The sequence below is a fragment of the Shimia sp. MMG029 genome (genome assembly GCF_027947445.1).
GTDB lineage: Bacteria > Pseudomonadota > Alphaproteobacteria > Rhodobacterales > Rhodobacteraceae > Shimia.
Genome location: NZ_JAQJIM010000002.1, coordinates 376,626 through 397,613, shown reverse-complemented (window position 1 = coordinate 397,613; position 20,988 = coordinate 376,626). Strand labels below are relative to the sequence as shown.

Annotated in this window: 19 protein-coding genes, 1 tRNA gene and 1 riboswitch; of the genes, 11 read left to right on the top strand and 9 right to left on the bottom strand. The window is 58.8% G+C overall.

Features of this window, described 5'->3' with window-relative positions; translation table 11 throughout:
* The first annotated feature begins 72 nt into the window (after positions 1-72).
* On the top strand, positions 73-720 hold the full coding sequence (locus PJL69_RS08655) for a glutathione S-transferase (RefSeq protein ID WP_271309288.1): 648 nt from the start codon (positions 73-75) through the stop codon (positions 718-720).
* On the opposite strand, the gene PJL69_RS08650 is transcribed toward PJL69_RS08655, so the two are convergent.
* The gene (locus tag PJL69_RS08650; protein WP_271309287.1) at positions 717-1,157 is read right to left on the bottom strand and encodes a 6,7-dimethyl-8-ribityllumazine synthase; all 441 of its coding nucleotides are present in this window, start codon (positions 1,155-1,157) and stop codon (positions 717-719) included. The two genes, PJL69_RS08655 and PJL69_RS08650, sit on opposite strands and share 4 nt — an antisense overlap.
* 78 nt (positions 1,158-1,235) lie before the next feature.
* Positions 1,236-1,443: riboswitch (FMN riboswitch) on the bottom strand.
* 62 nt (positions 1,444-1,505) lie between these two features.
* On the opposite strand from PJL69_RS08650, the gene PJL69_RS08645 reads away from it, so the two are divergent.
* On the top strand, positions 1,506-2,144 hold the full coding sequence (locus tag PJL69_RS08645) for an FMN-binding negative transcriptional regulator (RefSeq protein ID WP_271309286.1): 639 nt from the start codon (positions 1,506-1,508) through the stop codon (positions 2,142-2,144).
* Positions 2,145-2,147: 3 nt separating this feature from the next.
* Positions 2,148-2,762 (top strand): glutathione S-transferase, encoded by a 615-nt coding sequence (locus PJL69_RS08640; protein ID WP_441347463.1) that lies wholly within the window; start codon positions 2,148-2,150, stop codon positions 2,760-2,762.
* A gap of 171 nt (positions 2,763-2,933) precedes the next feature.
* On the opposite strand, the gene fdhF is transcribed toward PJL69_RS08640, so the two are convergent.
* The 3 genes from fdhF to PJL69_RS08625 all read right to left on the bottom strand — a co-directional run bounded on the left by fdhF (position 2,934) and on the right by PJL69_RS08625 (position 8,386).
* Positions 2,934-5,720, bottom strand: coding sequence for a formate dehydrogenase subunit alpha (fdhF, locus tag PJL69_RS08635; RefSeq protein ID WP_271309285.1), 2,787 nt, complete (start codon positions 5,718-5,720; stop codon positions 2,934-2,936).
* A 1-nt stretch (position 5,721) separates the two neighbouring features.
* Complete coding sequence (locus tag PJL69_RS08630) at positions 5,722-7,413, bottom strand: NAD(P)H-dependent oxidoreductase subunit E (protein WP_271309284.1); 1,692 nt, start codon at positions 7,411-7,413, stop codon at positions 5,722-5,724.
* Between the two features lie 88 nt (positions 7,414-7,501).
* Entirely contained in the window at positions 7,502-8,386 is an 885-nt protein-coding gene (locus PJL69_RS08625) for a LysR family transcriptional regulator (protein ID WP_271309283.1), read from the bottom strand.
* 412 nt (positions 8,387-8,798) lie between these two features.
* On the opposite strand from PJL69_RS08625, the gene petA reads away from it, so the two are divergent.
* Genes petA through PJL69_RS08610 form a run of 3 tightly spaced genes read left to right on the top strand, consistent with a single transcriptional unit; the run spans position 8,799 to position 11,525 of the window.
* A complete protein-coding gene (petA, locus tag PJL69_RS08620) occupies positions 8,799-9,359 on the top strand; it encodes a ubiquinol-cytochrome c reductase iron-sulfur subunit (RefSeq protein ID WP_209097188.1) in 561 nt (186 codons plus the stop codon).
* Between the two features lie 12 nt (positions 9,360-9,371).
* On the top strand, positions 9,372-10,718 hold the full coding sequence (petB, locus tag PJL69_RS08615; protein WP_271309282.1) for a cytochrome b: 1,347 nt from the start codon (positions 9,372-9,374) through the stop codon (positions 10,716-10,718).
* A 15-nt stretch (positions 10,719-10,733) separates the two neighbouring features.
* Positions 10,734-11,525, top strand: coding sequence for a cytochrome c1 (locus PJL69_RS08610; RefSeq protein ID WP_271309281.1), 792 nt, complete (start codon positions 10,734-10,736; stop codon positions 11,523-11,525).
* Between the two features lie 333 nt (positions 11,526-11,858).
* On the opposite strand, the gene PJL69_RS08605 is transcribed toward PJL69_RS08610, so the two are convergent.
* Complete coding sequence (locus tag PJL69_RS08605; RefSeq protein WP_271309280.1) at positions 11,859-11,990, bottom strand: hypothetical protein; 132 nt, start codon at positions 11,988-11,990, stop codon at positions 11,859-11,861.
* A 138-nt stretch (positions 11,991-12,128) separates the two neighbouring features.
* Between PJL69_RS08605 and PJL69_RS08600 the strand changes: the two genes are divergently transcribed.
* Complete coding sequence (locus PJL69_RS08600; RefSeq protein WP_271309279.1) at positions 12,129-12,917, top strand: hypothetical protein; 789 nt, start codon at positions 12,129-12,131, stop codon at positions 12,915-12,917.
* Between the two features lie 81 nt (positions 12,918-12,998).
* Here PJL69_RS08600 and ykgO read toward each other — a convergent pair whose 3' ends face one another.
* Positions 12,999-13,124 (bottom strand): type B 50S ribosomal protein L36, encoded by a 126-nt coding sequence (gene ykgO / locus PJL69_RS08595; protein ID WP_008562923.1) that lies wholly within the window; start codon positions 13,122-13,124, stop codon positions 12,999-13,001.
* Between the two features lie 77 nt (positions 13,125-13,201).
* Positions 13,202-13,276 (bottom strand) — tRNA-Val (locus PJL69_RS08590).
* Positions 13,277-13,422: 146 nt separating this feature from the next.
* On the opposite strand from PJL69_RS08590, the gene PJL69_RS08585 reads away from it, so the two are divergent.
* The 4 genes from PJL69_RS08585 (at position 13,423) to pncB (ending at position 18,670) form a co-directional block, all read left to right on the top strand.
* Positions 13,423-14,286 carry an N-formylglutamate amidohydrolase gene (locus PJL69_RS08585; protein ID WP_271309278.1) on the top strand — a complete coding sequence of 288 codons (864 nt, stop codon included), beginning with the start codon at positions 13,423-13,425 and terminating at the stop codon, positions 14,284-14,286.
* Positions 14,287-14,397: 111 nt separating this feature from the next.
* Positions 14,398-14,994 (top strand): bifunctional nicotinamidase/pyrazinamidase, encoded by a 597-nt coding sequence (gene pncA, locus PJL69_RS08580; protein ID WP_271309277.1) that lies wholly within the window; start codon positions 14,398-14,400, stop codon positions 14,992-14,994.
* A gap of 68 nt (positions 14,995-15,062) precedes the next feature.
* Positions 15,063-17,300 carry a PAS domain-containing hybrid sensor histidine kinase/response regulator gene (locus PJL69_RS08575; protein ID WP_271309276.1) on the top strand — a complete coding sequence of 746 codons (2,238 nt, stop codon included), beginning with the start codon at positions 15,063-15,065 and terminating at the stop codon, positions 17,298-17,300.
* A 77-nt stretch (positions 17,301-17,377) separates the two neighbouring features.
* On the top strand, positions 17,378-18,670 hold the full coding sequence (pncB, locus tag PJL69_RS08570; protein ID WP_209097180.1) for a nicotinate phosphoribosyltransferase: 1,293 nt from the start codon (positions 17,378-17,380) through the stop codon (positions 18,668-18,670).
* Positions 18,671-18,705: 35 nt separating this feature from the next.
* Here pncB and PJL69_RS08565 read toward each other — a convergent pair whose 3' ends face one another.
* Both PJL69_RS08565 and PJL69_RS08560 read right to left on the bottom strand, forming a co-directional pair.
* Positions 18,706-19,665: a phosphotransferase enzyme family protein gene (locus PJL69_RS08565; RefSeq protein WP_271309275.1), complete on the bottom strand. Its 960-nt coding sequence runs from the start codon at positions 19,663-19,665 to the stop codon at positions 18,706-18,708.
* Entirely contained in the window at positions 19,662-20,939 is a 1,278-nt protein-coding gene (locus PJL69_RS08560; RefSeq protein WP_271309274.1) for an aminotransferase class III-fold pyridoxal phosphate-dependent enzyme, read from the bottom strand. The genes PJL69_RS08565 and PJL69_RS08560 overlap by 4 nt, the downstream gene beginning before the upstream one ends.
* Positions 20,940-20,988: the final 49 nt, after the last annotated feature.

Sequence of the window (20,988 nt, the reverse complement as noted above, 5' to 3'; positions counted from 1 at the left end):
GATTGGGGGGCAGCCCCCATCGCGCAGGCGCGATTCCCCCGGCATATTTTGGGCAAGAGGAAACGTGAGACCATGACAGAGGCCCCGATTCTCTATTCTTTCCGGCGCTGTCCTTACGCCATGCGCGCGCGATTGGCGGTGGCGGTCTCTGGCGTCTCTGTGGAGCTGCGGGAGATCCTGCTGCGCGACAAGGCTCCCGCGTTTCTGGAAACCTCCCCCAGCGGCACGGTGCCTTGTCTGAAAGACGGCGCAGAGGTGATTGATGAAAGCCTCGATGTCATGCTCTGGGCGCTGCGCCAGAAGGACCCCGAGGGATGGCTTGCGATGCCAGAGGCTGGCTTTGCGCTGATCGAAGAAGCGGATGGCCCGTTCAAACGCGCGCTCGACCGTACGAAGTATCACACGCGTTATGCGGACGCGGATCCCGAAGAGAGCCGCGCCGCCGCGATGGGGTTCTTGAATGGATTGGACGCACAGCTGAGCGAAGGCTGGTTGTTTGGAAACAAGCCGAGCTTGGCGGATATGGCGATCCTGCCCTTTGTGCGCCAGTTCGCCTTTATCGACAAAACCCGCTTTGATGCGGAGGCGGGGCCAAACCTCGCCGATTGGCTGGCGCGGTTTCTGGCCTCTGAAGCCTTTGCCACCATCATGACCAAACTGCCGGTCTGGCAGGCGGGGGATGCGCCCACAGTGTTCTGCGGGCACATTGAAGCGCTTTAAGCCGCTTTCTGAAGCGATTCGCGGGTTTGCAGAATGCCAAGCGCGGCGCGGGCGGCTTCGCGGCCTTTTTCCACAAAATGCGCTTTGTAGATCGCCATATGGTGCTCGGTTTCCTGGAAATGGTGCGGCGTGAGCGACACGGACAGCACGGGAACACCGCTGTCCAACCCGGCGCGCATCAAGCCATCCACCACGGCCTGCGCCACAAAATCATGGCGGTAGATCCCGCCATCCACCACCAGCGCGGCGGCGGCCACTGCGCCATATTGGCCGCTTTCGGCCAGATCGCGTGCCAGTAGGGGCATTTCAAACGCACCGGGCACGTCAAAAACATCCACTTGGGCTTCTGGAATCAGCTCGCAAAACCCTTTGAGCGCCTGATCGACGATATCGGCATGCCATTGTGCCTTGATGAAGGCAAATCGGGTGTGTGTCATCGTAATCTCCTTTGGTTCAGACACGTCACCCAAGGCGATTACGCGCGCATGAGGCGCAGCCCCACGGCCACACCCATCGCACGTTCTCTTCCATCCGGACTATCACCGTCGGCTCTGGCCTCTCACCAGATCTGCTGACACATCTTTTCTGGCGCCACATCTTATCCCAAAACCGCTTCCCACTTTTGGGGATGTGGATGCATCCAAACAAAGACGCCGCTCGCGGGCTTACGGGGCGTGCCCGCATACCGCCGGTGGGGAATTTCACCCCGCCCTGAGAACGATCGCACCTTGCCAACATGAGGCAAGCTTTGCAACATCGCGCACAACGAACGACGTGAGGTTTTTATGCACCCCAACCCAGCCTTTCGCGGCACGGCAACCGAGAAAAACCTCGCTTTTGCGCGCGAGCGTGGCTTTGGCACGCTGGCGCTCTCCGCAGCGGACGGCGCCCCCCTGCTGTCCCATGTACCGTTTCTGGTTTCTGAGGCGGGCGATTACGCCGATCTGCACCTTGTGCGCTCAAATCCGATGGTGCGCGCGGCCAAATCCGCAGTGCCTGCGCGCCTCGCCGTGACGGGGCCTGACAGCTATGTTTCACCTGACTGGTACGGCGTGGCGGATCAGGTGCCCACATGGAACTATGTGGCGGTGCATCTCACCGGGCAGGTGGAGCCGCTTGCCTCTGAGGCGTTGCCCGATCTGCTGGACCGTCTCTCCGCCAAGTTTGAGGCAGAGCTCGCCCCCAAGCCGCTCTGGACAAGGGATAAAATGAGTGAAGGCGCCTTTGAGCGCATGCTGCGCATGATCCTGCCCTTCCGCCTCCACATCGAGGATGTGCAGGGCACATGGAAATTGGGCCAAAACAAACCCACCGAGGTGCGCCACGCAGCGGCGTCACAGATGACGGCCTATGGTTTTGGCAGCGAATCGCGGGAGCTTGCGGCGTTGATGCAATCTCCCTTTGCAGACCCTGATACGGAGTGAACAATGTCGAAGTTGCAACTGATCCATTCCCCGGCCTCGCCCTTTGTGCGCAAGGTGAATGTCACCCTGGCAGAGACCGGACAAACCGATGATGTGGAGCTGGTGCGGGTCAAAACCACGCCTGTTGCCACAGCCGATGCGGCCGCAGCGGCCAACCCCTTGGGTAAGATCCCCGCACTGGTGCGCCCAGATGGGCCAGCGATCTACGACAGCCGTGTGATCTGTCGCTATCTGGCGGCGCGCACGGGGGCCGATCTTTACCCAGAAGACCGTCTGTGGGAGGTGTTCACGCTGGAGGCCACCGCAGACGGCATTCTGGATGCGGCAGTGCTGGCGGTCTATGAGCGCCGTGTGCGCCCGGAGGAGATCGTTTCTGAGGCTTGGATCGAGGCACAGTGGGGCAAGGTCGCAGGCGCGCTGGATGCGATCAACGAACGTTGGATGAGCCATCTGTTTGGCCCGCTGGACATGGGGCAGATCGCTGTGGCCTGTGCGCTGGGCTATCTGGATTTCCGCCATGGCGATCGCAACTGGCGGCAGGGCCGGGACGGGCTCGCAGGCTGGTACGCGGAATTTGCCAAGCGCGACAGCATGCAGGCCACAATGCCTTCTGACTGATCCCCAGACTTTAAAGCGCCGTTCTGAAAATCTGAAACGCTTGGTCTCCACCAACGCGCAGGAGGCGGAGCCGACCAGCTAAAGTCGTTGCAGATTTTTGGCACGATGATCTAGAAACGCAAAAGGCCGCGCTCCTTCCCGAAGCGCGGCCTCTTTCTTTTGTGGCGTGCCTTACTCTGCCGCGATGGTCGGGCTCTCTGCCCGCTCCACGCGCAGGGCGGAGAACTTGAACTCCGGGATCTTGCCATAAGGATCCAGCGCTGCGTTGGTCAGGATGTTCGCCGCCGCTTCCACATAGGCAAACGGCAGGAACACATTGTCCTCCGCCACAGCCCGGTCCGCCCGCGCCATCACGGTGACAGAGCCACGCCGCGTGCTCAGGCGCACATAGTCGCCGGCTTCCACGCCCAGCTTGCGCAGGGTCGCCGGGTGCAGCGAACAGTTCGCCTCAGGCTCCAGCGCATCCAACGTGCTGGCGCGGCGGGTCATTGACCCGGTGTGCCAATGCTCCAGCTGACGCCCGGTGATCAAGACCATCGGATACTCCGCATCCGGCGTCTCATCGGGCGAGATCACCTGCGCCGGTGCAAACCGCGCGCGCCCTTCGGCCCGCGGGAAGCCATCGCCAAACACAATCGCCTGACCCGGATCTTCCGGGGTGAGCGACGGATAGGTCACAGCGGTTTTTTCCAGTCGATCCCAAGTGATGTTGTTCAGAGAGCCCATGTTGAGCTTCATCTCCGCAAACACCTCTTTGGGGTGGGTGTAGCTCCAGTCCAGACCCAGACGTTTCGCCAGCTCGACCTCGATCCACCAGTCTTCCTTGGCCTCGCCCGGAGGCGGGGTGACAGGGCGGCCCATCTGGACCTGACGGTTGGTGTTGGTCACCGTGCCGGATTTCTCATACCAGGCAGAGCTTGGCAGAATCACATCGGCGTAGTTGGCGGTCTCGGTCAGGAAGATATCCTGCACCACCAGATGATCCAGCATTGCCAGCGCATCACGGGCGTGATCCACATCCGGGTCGGACATGGCCGGGTTTTCGCCCAGAATATACATGCCTTTGATGTCGCCCTCATGGATCGCATCCATGATCTCCACAACGGTCAGACCCTTCTGGTTGGAGAAGTCTTCGCTTTCCCAAACCTCGGTAAAGGCAGAGCGCACACCATCATCCATCACCGACTGATAGTCAGGCAGGAACATCGGGATCAGACCCGCATCAGAAGCGCCTTGCACGTTGTTCTGCCCGCGCAGCGGGTGCAGACCGGCGCCGGGACGCCCCACATGACCGGTCATCAGCGCAAGGCTGATCAGGCAGCGGGCGTTGTCTGTGCCGTGAATGTGCTGGCTGACGCCCATACCCCAGAAGATCATCCCGGCCTTGCCACCAGCAAAGGTGCGGGCCACCTCGCGCAGCGTATCAGGTTCGATGCCACAGATCGGTGCCATCTTTTCAGGGGTATAGTCCTTAAGATGCTCCTTCATGGCCTCCCAGTTTTCGGTGTAGGCCTCGATGTACTGACGGTCATACAGCCCTTCTTCGACGATCACGTTCATGATGCCATTCAGCATCGAAACGTCCCCGCCGGGTTTGAACTGCAGCATATGGGTGGCAAAGCGTTTCATGCCATGGCCGCGTGGGTCCATCACAATCAGCTTGCCGCCGCGTTTGACGAACTGTTTGAAATAGGTCGCCGCCACCGGGTGGTTTTCCACCGGGTTACAGCCGATCACGATCGCCACATCGGCGTTCTCGATTTCATTAAACGTCGCCGTCACCGCGCCAGAGCCCACATTCTCCATCAGCGCCGCCACCGAGGAGGCGTGACACAGGCGGGTGCAGTGGTCCACGTTGTTGTGGCCAAAGCCCTGACGGATCAGCTTCTGGAACAGATAGGCTTCTTCGTTGGAGCATTTGGCAGAGCCGAACCCGGCCACATTGGTGCCTTTTTCGGCGCGCAGCTTCGCCAGGCCACCGGCGGCGAAATCCAGCGCCTCTTCCCAGCTTGCTTCGCGGAAATGGGTCATCAGGTTGCCCGGATCCACGTTCAGACCCTTGGCTGGCGCGTCTTCGCGACGGATCAGCGGTTTGGTCAAACGGTGGGGGTGGTGGATATAGTCAAATCCAAAGCGGCCCTTGACGCAGAGCCGGTTTTCATTGGCTGGCCCGTCAATGCCTTCCACATATTGGATCTTGTCGTCTTTGACCTTGAATTTGATCTGGCAGCCAACCCCGCAATAGGGGCAGACGCTTTCCACTTCGCGGTCAAAATCGGCGCTGTCTCCGGCCTGATTTTCGTCCAGCATGGTGGCAGGCATCAGCGCGCCGGTTGGGCAGGCCTGCACACATTCGCCGCAGGCCACACAGCTGGAGGTCCCCATGGCGTCATCCTGATCAAAGATCACCTTGGAGGTGCTGCCACGGCCGCCCATGCCAATCACATCATTCACCTGAACCTCGCGGCAGGCGCGCACACAAAGGTTACAGTTGATGCAGGCATCAAGGTTCACATTCATCGCCACATGCGAGGCATCCAGCAAAGGCACCGTGTCTGGCGCTTTTGCGGGGAAACGAGACTGGTCTACGCCCACCTGCTCGGCCATCTTGGAAAAATGGCTGGAGGCGTCATGCTTCACTTCTGGCTGATCTGCCGCCAGAAGTTCGATCACCATCTCGCGGGCCTTTTTCGCGCGGGTGCTTTCAGTGTGCACCACCATGCCGTCGCTTGCTGGGCGGATGCATGAAGCGACAAGCGTGCGCTCGCCTTCCACTTCCACCACACAGGCGCGGCAGTTGCCATCGGGGCGATAGCCCTTGGCCGGTTTGTGGCACAGGTGCGGGATCACAAAGCCGTCGCCATTGGCCGCGTCCCAGATTGTTGTGCCTTCCGGCACGGTCACATCTTTGCCGTTCAGGGAAAAGGTCACCATGTTCAGTTGTGCGCCGTCAGCCATCTCAGATCTCCTCCCCAAAGTGTTTCATCACAAGGCGGATCGGGTTGGGGGCCGCCTGCCCCAGACCACAGATGGAGGCATCGCCCATCACCTGACACAGATCTTCCAGAAGTGGCTGATCCCAGCTGTCCGCCTGCATCAGCTTCACCGCTTTTTCACAGCCGGTACGGCAAGGGGTACATTGGCCACAGCTCTCATCCTCAAAGAACTTGAGCATGTTGAGCGCCGCATCTTTGGCGCTGTCCTGATCAGACAGCACAACCACAGCGGCGGAGCCAATAAAGGTGCCATGGGGTTGCAGCGTGTCAAAGTCCAGCGGCACATCATTCAGCGTTGCAGGCAACAGACCGGAGGAGGGGCCGCCGGGCTGATAGGCTTTGAACACATGGCCCTCTGCCATGCCGCCGGCCGCTTCGATGATGTCATCAATGGTTGAGCCAGCCGGCAACAGGTAAACGCCGGGTTCCGCCACACGGCCGGAAACGGAGTAGTTGCGCAGACCCTTACGGCCGTTCTTTTCCACCGCATTCAGCACCTGAGGGCCAAAACGGGCAATCCGCGCCACCCAGTAAAGCGTCTCCACATTGTGCACGAGGGTTGGCTGGTTGAAGATGCCAACCTGCGCCACAAATGGGGGGCGGTGACGTGGCAGGCCACGCTTGCCTTCGATCGATTCGATCATCGCGCTTTCTTCGCCGCAGATATAGGCACCTGCACCGCGGCGCACCTCGATGTACCCTTCGGCCACAATGCCTTCTGCCACCAGATGCGCGATCTCCTTTTTCAGGATCTTGATCACACCGGGGTTTTCGTCACGCATGTAGATAAAGCAGGTCGCCGCTTCCACAGCCCAGGCCGCAATCAGCATGCCCTCAAGGAACATATGCGGGTTGCGCTCCAGATGGTGACGGTCCTTGAACGTGCCGGGCTCGCCCTCATCGCCGTTCACGGCCAGATAGCGGGGGCCGGGGTTGGCACGCACAAAGCCCCATTTGGTGCCAGACGGGAAGCCCGCGCCACCAAGACCACGCAAGCCAGCCTCTTTGATTTGCTCCTGCACTTCTTCCCAATTGCCGTTTTCACGCAGGGAGCGCAGGGTCTGATAGCCGCCATCAGCCTTATATTCCGCCAGCCCTTGGTAGTCGCCGATCTGCGGATGGGTTTCCCCGGCATGGATCGCGGCATTCACCTTTTCATGGGTGGCGTGCAGAATGTGGTTGTGGCCCACTTCGACGACAGGGGCGGTGTCACAGCGGCCCATGCAGGGCGCGCGCAGCACGCGGACCTCGGATGGGTCCATACCAATTTCGAGCGCTTTGCGCAGCTGCTCGGCTCCGGCCAGCTCGCAAGACAGCGAATCACACACGCGAATCGTCAGTGCAGGGGGCGGGGTCTCATCCTCTGCCACCACATCGAAGTGCGCATAGAATGTCGCAACCTCATAGATCTCTGCCTGTCCAAGCCGCATTTCGTCGGCCAATGCGCGCAGATGTGAGGCTGACAAATGCCCATAACGATCTTGAATAAGATGAAGAAATTCAATCAGCAGATCGCGGCGGCGCGGGCTGTCGCCCAGCAATGCCTGCACCTCGTGCAGTGCCACATCATCGACCTGTCGCCCCTTTGGTGTGCGACGTGATTTCCCGGTGCCTTTTTTCTTCCAAACGCCTTTGGAGTCGTCCAGCGGTACCATAGTGCTCTCCCTACTAGATGGCTCAAGGTGGCATCACGAAGGGTGATAATCAATCAGGCATTTTTTATGTTTAGATAAGTTTTGTTTATCACTTTTCGAGCGCAAGAACGCGCCGCAGCGCTTCCACCGTCGACAGGCCAGGCAAGCGGTGTGGGGTCAATAAACTCACGTCTTTTTCCAACGGTGGGTCGCTCAGGGGCAGGGCCACAATGCCGGGCATTTTCCCCAGGCTGTTCAGCAACCCTTCGGGAACGACGGTTGCCGCAACACCGCTCGCGGCCATCAGCATCGAAGAGGTGAATTCCCCCGTCTCCGCCACCACCTTCGGCAGTGCGCCCACCTCCCGAAAAACCAAATCCAGAATGCGCCGGTTCTGCATGCTTGGCTCCAGCAGGCTGAGCGGCAATTCCGCCGCCTCAGCCCAGCTCGCCTCTCCGCTCTGACGCGGGGCCAAGGATTTTGGAGCAAGCAGCACATAACGCTCGCCATACAGCGCTTCCACCCGCAACATTTCCGGTGACACGCCCTCCCCATAAGAAATTCCGGCATCAAACACGCGTTTTTCCAAACCCTGCTGGATCGTCAGAGAGGAGGCCGTCTGCAAGCGTACAGTGATTCCCGGATGTTCAGCACGCAGACGCCCAACAGCCTCCGCCGCGAAACCAACCGCCGTGGGAATCACCCCGAGGGACAGCTGCCCGGTGACCTCCCCGCTCGCAGACCGGAACTCTTCCTCCATCAGTTTCACGCCGTCCATGATCTTGCGGGCATGCCGCATCAGCGCGTCGCCTTCCGGGGTGAAGCCCTGAAATCGATTGCCGCGTTTCACAATCGCTGCGTTCAACCGCTCTTCTAGCTTGCGAATCCGCATGCTGAAGGCCGGCTGGGACACGCCGCAATCCTCTGCCGCACGCGCAAAATGCCCATGCCGGGCCAGCGAGGTCAGAAATTCCAGATCTTTCAAGCTGATCAACGGATGGACCTCCTTTTGCCCGGCCACGGTCGAATGTTACGGTCGGGCGCTTTTGCTTCTCTAGCCAATTTGAACGCAACGAGCCAGTGTCACGCGATTCTGTGCACATTTGGGCATGCCATTGGAAAAGCACCGAATCTGCTGCTGTGGTCTTCTCGCCGCGGTTTGCGCGGCCTCTTGAGCTTTGCAAAAACGCACATAAATACACGTGTCCCCCCCCTGCCGCCGCGCGGTTGGAGCCTGCACGGCCCGGCAAGAAGCGCGACACAGGGACGCGTCCCCCACCTTTGGTCATTTGTTTTCTGGACGCAAAGCGTCGCCTTGACTAAAAATTGATCGCAATCAGCTGCGGGAATCCGCGGCCGTATAGCTATTCAGGCCGCCCGGTGCGGTCGCTAAATGGAGAATACTCGTGTCCCACGCAGAAGATCACGAAGGCACCCGGAGAGATTTCCTCTACTATGCCACAGCAGGGGCGGGTGCGGTAACCGCTGGTGCCGCCGTCTGGCCGCTCGTGAACCAGATGAATCCTTCCGCCGATGTGCGTGCGCTCTCCTCGATCCGCGTCGACACCGCCGGGATCGAGCCGGGCACACAGCTCACGGTCAAGTGGCTTGGTAAGCCGGTTTTCATCCGTCGCCGCACGCAGGCCGAAATCGACGATGCGCGCGCTGTGACCATGGAAGATCTCTCGATCGACGCCACCAGCCAAAACGCCAACAAACCAGGCACCGACGCTGCGGATGAAAACCGCGCGATGGATGACAGCGGTGAATGGCTTGTGATGATGGGGGTTTGTACCCACCTTGGCTGCGTGCCTCTCGGAGATGGCGCCGGTGACTTTGGCGGATGGTTCTGCCCCTGTCACGGCTCCCACTACGACACCTCCGGTCGGATCCGCAAAGGTCCGGCTCCCGAAAACCTCCATGTTCCCGTTGCCCGTTTCGAGGGCAGTGAACTGGTTCTAGGCTAAGGAGACGCACGCATGTCTGGTATTCCTCACGACCATTACGAGGCCAAATCTAAGGGCACAAAATGGGTCGAAAGCCGCCTGCCGGTGATTGGCCTGCTCTATGACACCATCATGATCCCAACCCCCAAAAACCTGAACTGGTGGTGGATCTGGGGCATTGTGCTGGCGTTCTGTCTCGCGCTGCAAATCGTAACCGGCATTGTGCTGGTGATGCACTACACCCCGCACGTCGATATGGCCTTTGCCTCCATCGAACACATCATGCGCGATGTGAACGGGGGCCATATGCTGCGCTATCTGCATATGAACGGCGCGTCGCTGTTCTTCTTTGCGGTTTATATCCACATCTTCCGTGGCCTCTACTACGGCTCCTACAAAGCCCCGCGTGAAATCACGTGGATTGTCGGCATGGTCATCTACATCCTGATGATGGCAACCGGCTTCATGGGCTACGTTCTGCCTTGGGGTCAGATGTCCTTCTGGGGCGCAACCGTGATCACCGGCCTGTTTGGCGCCATTCCATTTGTTGGGGAAAGCCTGCAGACCTTCCTGCTCGGCGGCCCTGCGGTGGACAACGCCACGCTGAACCGCTTCTTCTCGCTGCATTACTTGCTGCCGTTTGTGATTGCCGCACTGGTGATCGTCCACATCTGGGCGTTCCACACCACTGGCAACAACAACCCAACCGGTGTGGATGTGCGTCGCGGCTCCAAAGAAGAAGCCGAGAAAGACACGCTGCCGTTCTGGCCCTACTTCGTGATCAAGGATCTCGTGGGTCTGGCAATTGTGGTCACCATCTTCTTCGCGGTTGTTGGCTTCATGCCAAACTACCTCGGCCACCCGGACAACTACATCGAAGCCAACCCGCTGGCGACACCTGCGCACATCGTGCCTGAATGGTACTTCCTGCCGTTCTACGCGATCCTGCGTGCCTTCACCGCCGACGTTTGGGTTGTGATGTTCGCAAGCTGGATCACCGGTGGCATCATCGACGCGAAATTCTTCGGGGTTCTGGCGATGTTTGCTGCGATCATCGTGATGGCGCTGGTGCCATGGCTGGATACCTCCCGCGTGCGCTCTGGCCGCTACCGTCCAATGTTCAAATGGTGGTATGCGATCTTGGTTGTCGACTTCGTGGTGCTGATGTGGCTGGGTGCCATGCCTGCAGAAGAGCCTTATGCAACCTTCTCGCTGATCGCTTCGGCCTATTGGTTTGCATACTTCCTCGTGATCCTGCCGCTGCTGGGCATCATCGAAAAGCCGACCACACCGCCGGCCACCATCGAAGATGACTTCAACGCGCATTACAAACCAAAGCCCGCCGACGAAGCTGACGCCAGCTTCCAGCCTGCCGAATAAGAAGGACACAGGATAATGCTTAAGAAACTTAGCATGGCTGCATTGGCCGCCTTGTCCCTGACCGCAGGTGGCGCAATGGCTGCAGGGGACGCAGGTCACATTCACGATGTGGACTTCTCCTTCGAAGGCCCCTTTGGCAAGTTTGACCAGAACCAGCTGCAACGCGGCCTTCAGGTCTACACCGAAGTCTGCTCCGCCTGTCACGGCATGCGCTATGTGCCTCTGCGTACATTGGCGGATGAAGGCGGCCCACACCTGCCCGAAGATCAGGTGCGTGCTTATGCGGCGCAGTTTGACATCTATGATGCAGAACTGGACGAGGATCGCCCGCGCAAACCCACCGACCACTTCCCAGAAAGTGGTCTGGAAAGCGCGCCGGACCTCAGCCTGATGGCCAAAGCCCGTGCAGGCTTCTCCGGCCCCTATGGCACCGGCATCAACCAGCTTGTCAAAGGCATGGGTGGCCCGGAATACATCGCCTCCATCCTGACCGGTTACACCGGCGAGGAGAAAGAGGAAGCGGGCACCACCTTCTATGAAAACACCGCCTTCCCGGGCGGCTGGATCGCGATGGCGCCACCGCTTTACGGTGAGGATGTGGAATATGCCGACGGCCACTCCACCTCCCTGCACCACGAAGCCGAAGACGTCTCTGCCTTCCTGATGTGGGCGGCGGAACCCAAGATGATGGCCCGCAAACAGGCGGGTCTGACCGGGGTTCTGTTCCTGGTGGTCCTGAGCACGCTGCTCTACCTGACCAACAAAAAGCTCTGGGCGCCGATCAAAGGCAAAAAGCTGGATCTCTGATCCCAGTCTGATCACACCATCAAAAACGCCGTCAACGCAGGTTGGCGGCGTTTTTTGTTGGGGGGAAGCGTGTCAGAGTAACTGTCGAAGAGCATCGACGTTGCGCATTTGAAAAGCTTCAGCGCTCTTCAGCGTAAGCCTGTTCAAGAAATTGAAGTTTACGGGCCTTGAACAGGCCCATAAAAGTGTCCGACACCGCAAATTCGACTCGTAAATAACGCATACGCCACAGGTGTTTCCCCGCCACTGCCGCGCGATTGAGCACCATCCCTTTGGTATATATGTGCGGGCGGATATACGAAATGCTGCCATCGGCATACCGCGACACCCTCATCAAATCGCTCTGCTCCAGACCGAGTTCAGTCGCTCCCAGAGAGCGTCGCCATCAAACTCGACATTCACATACCAAGGTGGGTTTACTGTGCCGGAAACGATGTAAGCCAAGTCTTTGATCCACGCGCTCATAGCGGTCTTCCGCCCGCCGTCACTCAATCAGCGCGAACGCGCATCGTCAACGCACGTTGATGGCGTTTTTCGTTTCTTATTTCCCTTTTAAGGAATGTGCTTATGCTGAAGGGAGGTTTGGTATTGGGAATCGATTGGATGCGTTATCTGAAGTTTTTGGGTTTGGGGTTTGTGATCATTGGTCAGCAGGCGGTGGCAAACCCACTGGTGCTGACAGACAGCGACAGTTGGCGATATCACGGATCGCTTGCACTTTTTGCTGCGACGAGCACCACCGGGACCGTCACGGTTGATGGCAGTGCAGCGGACGTCGATCTCGATCTGGGCGATGCGCTCGACTATCTGGACTTAACCGCCACTGGCCGGTTTGAGGCTTGGAGGGGCAATTTTGGTCTGATTGCGGAAGGTCACTATATCGGCCTCAGTGAAAGCGCGACAGCAACCGAAGGAGATTTCGCAGGCAATTCTGTGGACGTCGAATCAACGCAGGCCTGGCTCAGCCTCATGGCGGGGTATCGTCTTGCCCTTGGAAGCTTCGCCAACGGCCGCCCCTACGCTTTTGATGTGCAGGGCGGGGCCCGGTATAACCGTCTGACCCAAAGCATTGTGGGCTCTGGCGGCGCGCTCGATGCCGGTGGCACCGAACGGTGGTGGGAACCGGTTGTGGCCACCCGTTTCACCTGGGGGCTTGCCGACGGCTGGGATGGTTCTTTTGTGGTGGATGCCAGCGGCTTTGGTGCAAATGGCAACGACCTCGCCTGGAGTGCGACCCTCGGCGTGGCGCGCCGCTTTAATGACAGATCTTCTCTGGTCTTTGGCTGGCGCCACTACGATATCGACTTCCAGACCAGCCGCGCAGGCGGCCCGTTTGGCGCGGATCTGTCTTCTTCCGGCCCGTTCATCGGGTATGCGCATACTTTCAATTGAGCTCTATGCGCTGTGTCACCAAACACAAAAAAGCCGCCCAAAAAGGCGGCTTCTTCAATTCTGTGATGCAAGTCTTGCGACTTAGCCCTGACGTGCTTTGAAGCGACGCTGGGTCTTGTTGATCACGTAAACGCGGCCCTTGCGGCGCACAACGCGGCAATCGCGGTGCCGGTTCTTGAGCGAGCGGAGCGAGTTCTTGACCTTCATGGGCCTTCTCCTCATTTCGCGGCGCTGCATTGCGCCTGGGGTTACGGGACCTCTCATAACGAGAGGCGATGAATTCATGGTGGGCGATACTGGGATCGAACCAGTGACCCCTTCGATGTCAACGAAGTGCTCTACCGCTGAGCTAATCGCCCTTTACCGACGTATAAGTCCTAGCCCCTAATGAAAGGGGCGCGGAAATCCGCGCCGGTTGCGGTTCTATAAAAGGAGTCGCGAGGGGGATCAAGGGCTTTTGGCACAGTAATTTTTGCGTCTATAATTTAGGGGAACAGGAGAGACGATGCAAAAGCAGGCTTATCACATATTTGCCCCCAAAAACCGCCGCACTTCGGTGGTTTTTGCCTCTCCGCACAGCGGCAATGACTATCCGGATTGGTTTGTGCAGCGCTCGTTGCTCAATGCGCATACGATTCGATCCTCGGAAGATGCCTTTGTAGATAAGCTGTTTGCCGATGCGCCAGGCTTTGGCGCGCCACTTCTGGTCGCCACGGCTCCGCGCGCCTTGCTGGATCTCAACCGCGCCGCCGAAGAATTGGACCCGGCTCTCATTCAGGGCGTGCGCAAAGTGGGCCACAATCCGCGCGTGGCCTCTGGCCTTGGGGTGATTCCCCGAGTCGTCGCCAACGGGCGGGCGATTTATCACGGAAAAATGAGTCGCGCAGAGGCCGATCACCGCGTCGATCACTACTGGCGGCCCTACCACACAGCCCTGACGAATCTCTTGAAGACCGCACATGCCAAATTTGGCGAGGCGATTCTCATTGATTGTCACTCCATGCCACATGAAGCGGTCGCAAGCGTCTCGCGCCGGGGCGGCACCCGGCCGGAGATCGTGTTGGGGGATCGCTTTGGCGCCGCCGCGGATGTGGATATCGTCGATCAGATCGAAGCCGCCTTTGTACGCGCCGGTTTTCGCGTGTCGCGCAACACCCCGTTTGCCGGTGCCTATGTGACGCAGCAATACGGCCGCCCCCATCGTCGCCAGCATGCCATCCAGATAGAGATCGACCGCTCTCTCTATATGGATGAGGTCGAGATCACGCCAAATGCGGATTTTGAAACCTTCCGCAACCGCCTGCGCGGCGTGATTTCAGAGATCACAGAGCTGGGCGCCGATACCCAGAAAGATGTGGCCGCCGAATAACGCGCCAGCGCTGCGCCTGTCACATCGCTTCGGCAGCACCAAACAGACGTCATCATTGACCTTGCGCACAGGCTTCTTCACCTTGCTGTCAAAAGCAATGAGGAGAGCACCATGTCCGAAGCATTGATCGTCATCGATGTGCAGAATGATTTTTGCCCAGGTGGCGCATTGGCGGTGCCTGAGGGCGATCAGATTGTGCCGGGCATCAATGCGCGTATGCAGGATTTTGGCACCATAGTGCTGACCCAGGATTGGCACCCATCGGGGCATTCCTCCTTTGCAAGCAGCCACAGCGGCAAGGCGCCTTATGATATGATTGAAATGCCTTATGGACCACAGGTGCTCTGGCCAGATCACTGTGTGCAGGGCAGTGCAGGGGCGGCCTTTCACAAGGATTTGGATATTGACCGCGCGGATCTCATCATTCGCAAAGGCATGAACCCCGCGATCGACAGCTATTCCGCCTTTTTTGAAAATGATCAAAACACGCCCACCGGGCTGGAGGGCTATCTGCGCACCCGGGGCGTCACGGCGCTGACACTTGTAGGCTTGGCCACTGATTTCTGTGTCAACTTCTCCGCGCAGGATGCGGCGCGACTTGGGTTTAAAGTCCGTGTTCAGGCGGACCTATGCCGCGCGATTGATTTGGACGGCTCGCTTGCCGCCGCATGGCAAGCGATGCAGTCCGCGGGTGTTGCTAAAATTTAATATTAACAATTTGGAATTTGTTAACTCTTTCGAGGCATTAACAGTGTGTTACTTTTAGGGATCTGCGCATGTCAGCAGGCATACGAGAACTAAGACAAGCGCTTGCCAACTTTGATCGCAGCAACACGCGGTCCGGTCGGCTGGCGCGATACGCGCGGGGGCGTCGCCGTCATTTCGTAAACCGTCAGATGATCGTCGCAATTGGCGCTGTCATGCTGATGATGGCATCCTCTATCGAGATCGGATTGCTGGCTTTCTCTGCCGCGCTGATTGGCGAGATCGTGGATTTGATGCTGCTCCGTCGGGTCAGCGCGCGGCTCAAGGCGGGTACCTCCCCCGATACCATCTTCTTTCAAACCAGTCTGACTGCGCTGTTTCAGGCCTGCGGTCTGTCGATTTTTGTCTCAGTGATGTGGTTCAACATCCCCGGCGAAGCGGGGCTACTTGTTTGTATCAGCTACTTTATCGCCGGTGCGATCAACGCCATCATGTCACTGGCGTTCCATCGCACCGCCTCACTGATCCGGCTGTCGGTCTTTGCGCTCGCGTTGTCCCTGCTTTACTTGGCGAATTTCTATCTGGGCAGTCACGATGGCACGCAGCTGCTGTTTGATATGGCGGCCACAGGGATGGTGGTCTATGCGATGCTGCCGTTCGTGGGATATGTCACCAAGGGCCGCTTTCGCGATCTCAAGCAAAAGCGTCGGCAGATTGAACAAGCGCTGGCGCTGGCCAAGGCAAACGCCTCACTGCTTGCCCAGCAGCGCGAAACCCGTCGTCTTGCCTCCATTCCAGAAAATGCCGCCGAAGGCGTGCTGATGCTGGACAAAGAAGTCCGCATACTTTGGGCGAATCCCGCCTTCACCAAACGCACCGGCTACACATTGGATGAGGTGCTCGGCAAACGTCCCGGCGAATTTCTTTATGGCCCAGAGTCTGATTACACAGTGCAAAAGAAACTTTCAGATACGGTATTAACCGGTGAAAGCGCACAGACGGTCAATCTGAACTATACCAAATCCGGCAAACCTTTTTGGGTTGAAAGCAATGCCGCGCCTGTCTTTGATGAGGACGGCCAATTGGAAGTGTATGTCTCAATCGAGCGCGACATCACAGAGCAGAAAAATTACGAAACGGACATGGCAGAGGCCAAGCGCGCTGCGGAGATTGGTGAAAAGGCAAAGACCATTTTCTTGGCCAATATGAGCCACGAAATCCGAACACCTATGAATGGGATCATTGGCATGGCGGATCTGCTCGCAGACTCCGACTTGGGGCCCGAAGATGCGCTCTACGTGCAAACCATCCGGCATTCCTCTGAGGCGCTTCTGACGATCATCAATGACATTCTGGATTATTCAAAGCTGCAAGATGGCAGTGTCACAATCAATCCCACCCGCTTTGAGTTGCCGACCTTCATACAGGAAATCAGCACCTTGCTTGGTCCACAGGCCGATGCCAAGGATCTGGCACTGAATGTGAACATTCAGGAGGGGCTGCCGCAGTATCTGCTGGGGGATCATGGCCGCCTGCGTCAGATCCTGCTGAACGTGATCGGCAACGCGATTAAGTTTACGGAATTTGGCAGCGTCGATGTTGATGTCGCATGCCGCAAGGGCGGAGGTGGCCTTACCATTCAGGTGCGTGACACAGGCATGGGGATCTCATCTGACAGGCTGTCGCATATTTTTGAGCAATTTGAACAAGCGGACGCCGAGACCACCCGCCAATTTGGCGGAACCGGGCTTGGCCTTGCGATTTCGCGTCAGTTGGCGCGGATGATGGGCGGCGACGTTACCGCGACCAGCACGCTGGGGCTTGGATCCTGTTTCACAATTGATGTGAACATCTTGAAGGCGCGCGCGCCTGAGCAAAGCAAAACCTGCGCCCAGAATCTTCCTGATGAAACTGTGTTCAAAGGGATCACCTTGTTGCTGGCAGAGGACAACCGCACCAACCAGCTGCTGATCAAAAAAATGCTGAAGTCACTGCCGATCCGGCTGGTGATTGCCGAAGATGGGTCAGAAGCGGTGGCAAAAACCATCTGTGAAGAGCCCGATGTTGTGCTGATGGACATGTCTATGCCGGTGATGGATGGTCTGGACGCCACGCGCGAAATTCGTCGGCTCAGCATCCCGCAGCCAAAAATCATCGCCATCACCGCAAACGCCTATCGCAGCGACAAAGAAGCCTGCATGCAGGCGGGAATGGACAGCTTCCTGAGCAAGCCTTTGCGCCGTGCAGAACTGCTTGAGACCCTCGCCAGCGTGCTGGAAACACGCGATGCGGAACCTTTAGAGGCCTAAGCCCGCCTTATGGGCTTGGAGCCGGGTCTTATTGTCGGTATCAAAAGCAAAATCTGTGAATTTGGGGGCCAGTCAAGATGGTCGATATCGCAACCCGTGTCTGGAATCACAAATGGAAGATTGATCCAATTGTGCGCTCTCTCATCGACAACGACTTTTATAAGTTGTTGATGTGTCAGTCGATCTTCCGAAACCGCCCCGATGCCCATGTCACATTCAGCCTGATCAACCGCTCCTCCAAAGTGCGGCTGGCTGATCTGATCGACGAAGGCGAGCTGCGCGAACAGCTCGATCACATCAAGTCACTGTCGCTCTCACGCGGGGAAAGCACCTTCCTGCGCGGCAACACCTTCTATGGCAAACGCCAGATGTTCCGCCCCGACTTCATGGAGTGGTTTGAGAACATGCGCCTGCCAGACTACCATCTGGAAAAGCGCGACGGCCAATATGAGCTGACCTTTGAGGGCAAATGGCATGAGGTCATGCTCTGGGAAATTCCCGCGCTGGCCGTACTGATGGAGCTGCGCGGCCGCGCCGTGCTGCATGACATGCGCAAGTTTGAGCTGCAGGTGCTCTATGCCCGCGCCATGACCAAACTCTGGGAAAAAATCGATCACCTGCGCACCCTGCCGGATCTGCGCATTGCCGATTTTGGCACCCGTCGCCGCCATTCTTACCTATGGCAGGATTGGTGTGTGCAGGCCATGGTCGAGGGGCTTGGCGACAAATTTGTCGGCACCTCCAACTGCCTGATCGCCATGAAACGCGATTTGGAGGCGATTGGCACCAACGCCCATGAAATGCCCATGGTGATCTCTGCTCTGGCGGACACCGATCAGGAACTAGCCCGCGCGCCCTATAAGGTGCTCGAAGACTGGCATGTGGAACATGACGGCAATCTGCGCATCATCCTGCCAGACACTTATGGCACCGAAGGTTTCCTGAAACGCGCGCCGGATTGGCTCGCAGGTTGGACCGGCATCCGCATCGACAGCGGCGATCCCGCCACAGGTGCGGAAACCGCGATCCGCTGGTGGAAAGAGCGCGGCGAAGACCCCACCAAGAAACTCATCATCTTCTCCGATGGTCTGGACACCGACAAAATCGCCGAGCTGCACACCCAGTTTGCCGGCCGCGCGCGCGTGTCCTTCGGCTGGGGCACTTTGCTCACCAATGATTTCCGCGGTCTCACCCCCGATGATGGCCTCGCGCCGTTCTCGCTGGTCTGCAAGGCGATCAAGGCGGATGGCCGCCCTACGGTCAAACTCTCTGACAACCCCAACAAGGCGATGGGGCCGCAGGACGAAATCGACCGTTACAAACGTGTGTTCAGCGTCGGCGCACAGGACAAAATGGATGTGATCGTCTGAATGCGCCGACTCTGGTCTGTGGCTGATTTACACGATCAGCCCAGCCACCGCCGCGCCATTTCCAGCGCTCGTTCTGCATAGTCGCGCACCGCTGCGTCCTCATCTGCATAGCGCCCGATCGTCCAGCCACAGCTCGCCAGACCGCGCATCAAAGTGAACGCTTCCAGCAGCGCAGCCGCGTTATCCGGCAGCGTACGCACAGAGGCATAGCCGCGCAGCAGGGCCGCCCCCAGCGCATCCTGATTGGGCTGGTCATAGTTCTGCGACATGGCCACGCCCAGCTCATACATGCGGAAGCCAAAGACACCGTCGTCAAAATCAATCAGCCGCACCTGATCACCCTGCACCAGCACGTTTTCCCGCAGCGCATCCGCATGGATCAGGCCAAAGTCACCGCCTGCCTTAGCATGGGCGGCAATCACGTCGCGCAACGTGTCACGGGTGGTTTGCAGCAGCGCGGATTCCTCTGCGGTCAGGCTGGGGTTCTCCCAAAACCGGCCCCATGCCGGATTATCACCCAGCAGCGCCTCCAGATCGAGAGTGACCCGTTCAAAGGCGTCAGGCCGCGTCATCGCATCGCTCGCCACATGCAGGCGGGCCAGCTCTGCGCCAAGCGCTTCATGCAGCGCGTCTTGCCTTGGCGCATCCATCGCTAGCGGCACACCGCCTTCGCCCAGCGGTTCGCCCTCAAGCCATGTCACCAGCGAGGCCACCCGCGCGCCACCCGTGGCGAGCACATCCTCGGCGAGGGTGCGGATCGGTTGTGGCACGGTCATGCCCGCCGCCACCAGCGCTTCTGACCACCAGAGTTCAGAACGGATCGCATCATCGCTCTGATAGCCGGGCCGATGCAGGCGCAGCGCCGCGCGTTGCCCATCAGGGCCGACCGCCTCCAACACGATGTTTTCACGGTTTTTGATCAGCCGGGGTGCTGCGGACACGCCCCATGCTGTCAGTGCGTCCTGCGCGGCGGTCAAGGCTTGTGCTTCGTTCATGCCACTGCTCCCAGTGCTGCACCGAGTGCTGCGTCCATCACATCGACCAATTGATCCGCGTTTGCCTTGTCAAACACACAGGGCGGGCGGATCTTCAGCGTGTTGTCAAACCGCCCTTCGGTGTGCAGCAGGACCCCGCGATGGCGCATCGCTTCAACCACAGCATCGCACAACTCGGTCGCAGGTTTGCCATCACGCCACAGCTCTACGCCCAGAAATAGGCCAGAGCCGCGCACATCCGCAATCACATCATAGCGCGCCTGCAAGGCGCCAAGCAGATCCAGCGTGTAGTCGCCCACCGTCTTGGCATTGGTCACCAGCTGCTCGTCCTCAACCACATTCAGCACAGCCATCGCCGCTGCCGCACTCACCGGGTTGCCGCCGAAGGTGTTGAAATATTTGAACCCTTCCTGAAAACAGGTCAGGATTTCTGGGCGCGTGATCACTGCCGCCACCGGGTGTCCGTTGCCCATCGGCTTGCCCAGCGTCACGATGTCAGGCGCAAAATTCAGTTTCTGATGCCCCCACCAATGGCTGCCAATCCGGCCAAAGCCCGGCTGCACCTCATCGGCAATGATCAGGCCACCCGCCGCTCGAACCAGCGCAATCGCCTCATCCAGAAACCCCTCTTCCAGCGTCGGAAAGCCTTCATTGGCAAAATAGGGGCACACGATCAGCGCCGAAACGCCGTGGCCGTTTTCTTCCAATGTGGCAATCGCCTGTTTCACGCCTGCGGCAAAAGCCGCCGCCTGACCTTCGCGTGTGCCGCCGGGCGGCATCATATTGTCTGGCGCCGGCGCCCGCTGCACATGCTCCTGAAAACCGCCAATCGGCACTTTGGAGCTGTTCAGCTGGCTCACCGCAGAGGTGTTGCCATGATAGGTGTTGTCGGTGGTGATCACCCCGGTCTTACCGGTCATCGCCTGCGCCATGCGCAGCGCCACATCATTGGCTTCAGAGCCGGAACAGACCATCACCATGCTGCTTAGATCATGGTCAAATTTCGCAGTCAGCGCTTCGCCGTATTCCAGAATGCCGTCATGCACGTAGCGTGTATGGGTGTTTAAAACCGCTGCCTGTTTGGCAATCGCCTCCACCACTTTGGGGTGGCAATGGCCCACATGGGGCACGTTGTTGTAGCAGTCCAGATATTGCGCGCCATCGGTGTCCCACAGCCAAACCCCTTCGCCGCGCGCCACATGCACAGGCTCTTTGTAGAAGGTGGTCATATGTGGCCCCAAAAGCCGGGCACGGCGTTCAATGCTGCTGGTCATGTCAGTCTCCCCAATTTGGGCGCGACCCTAGGTTGATCGTCCGGGCATG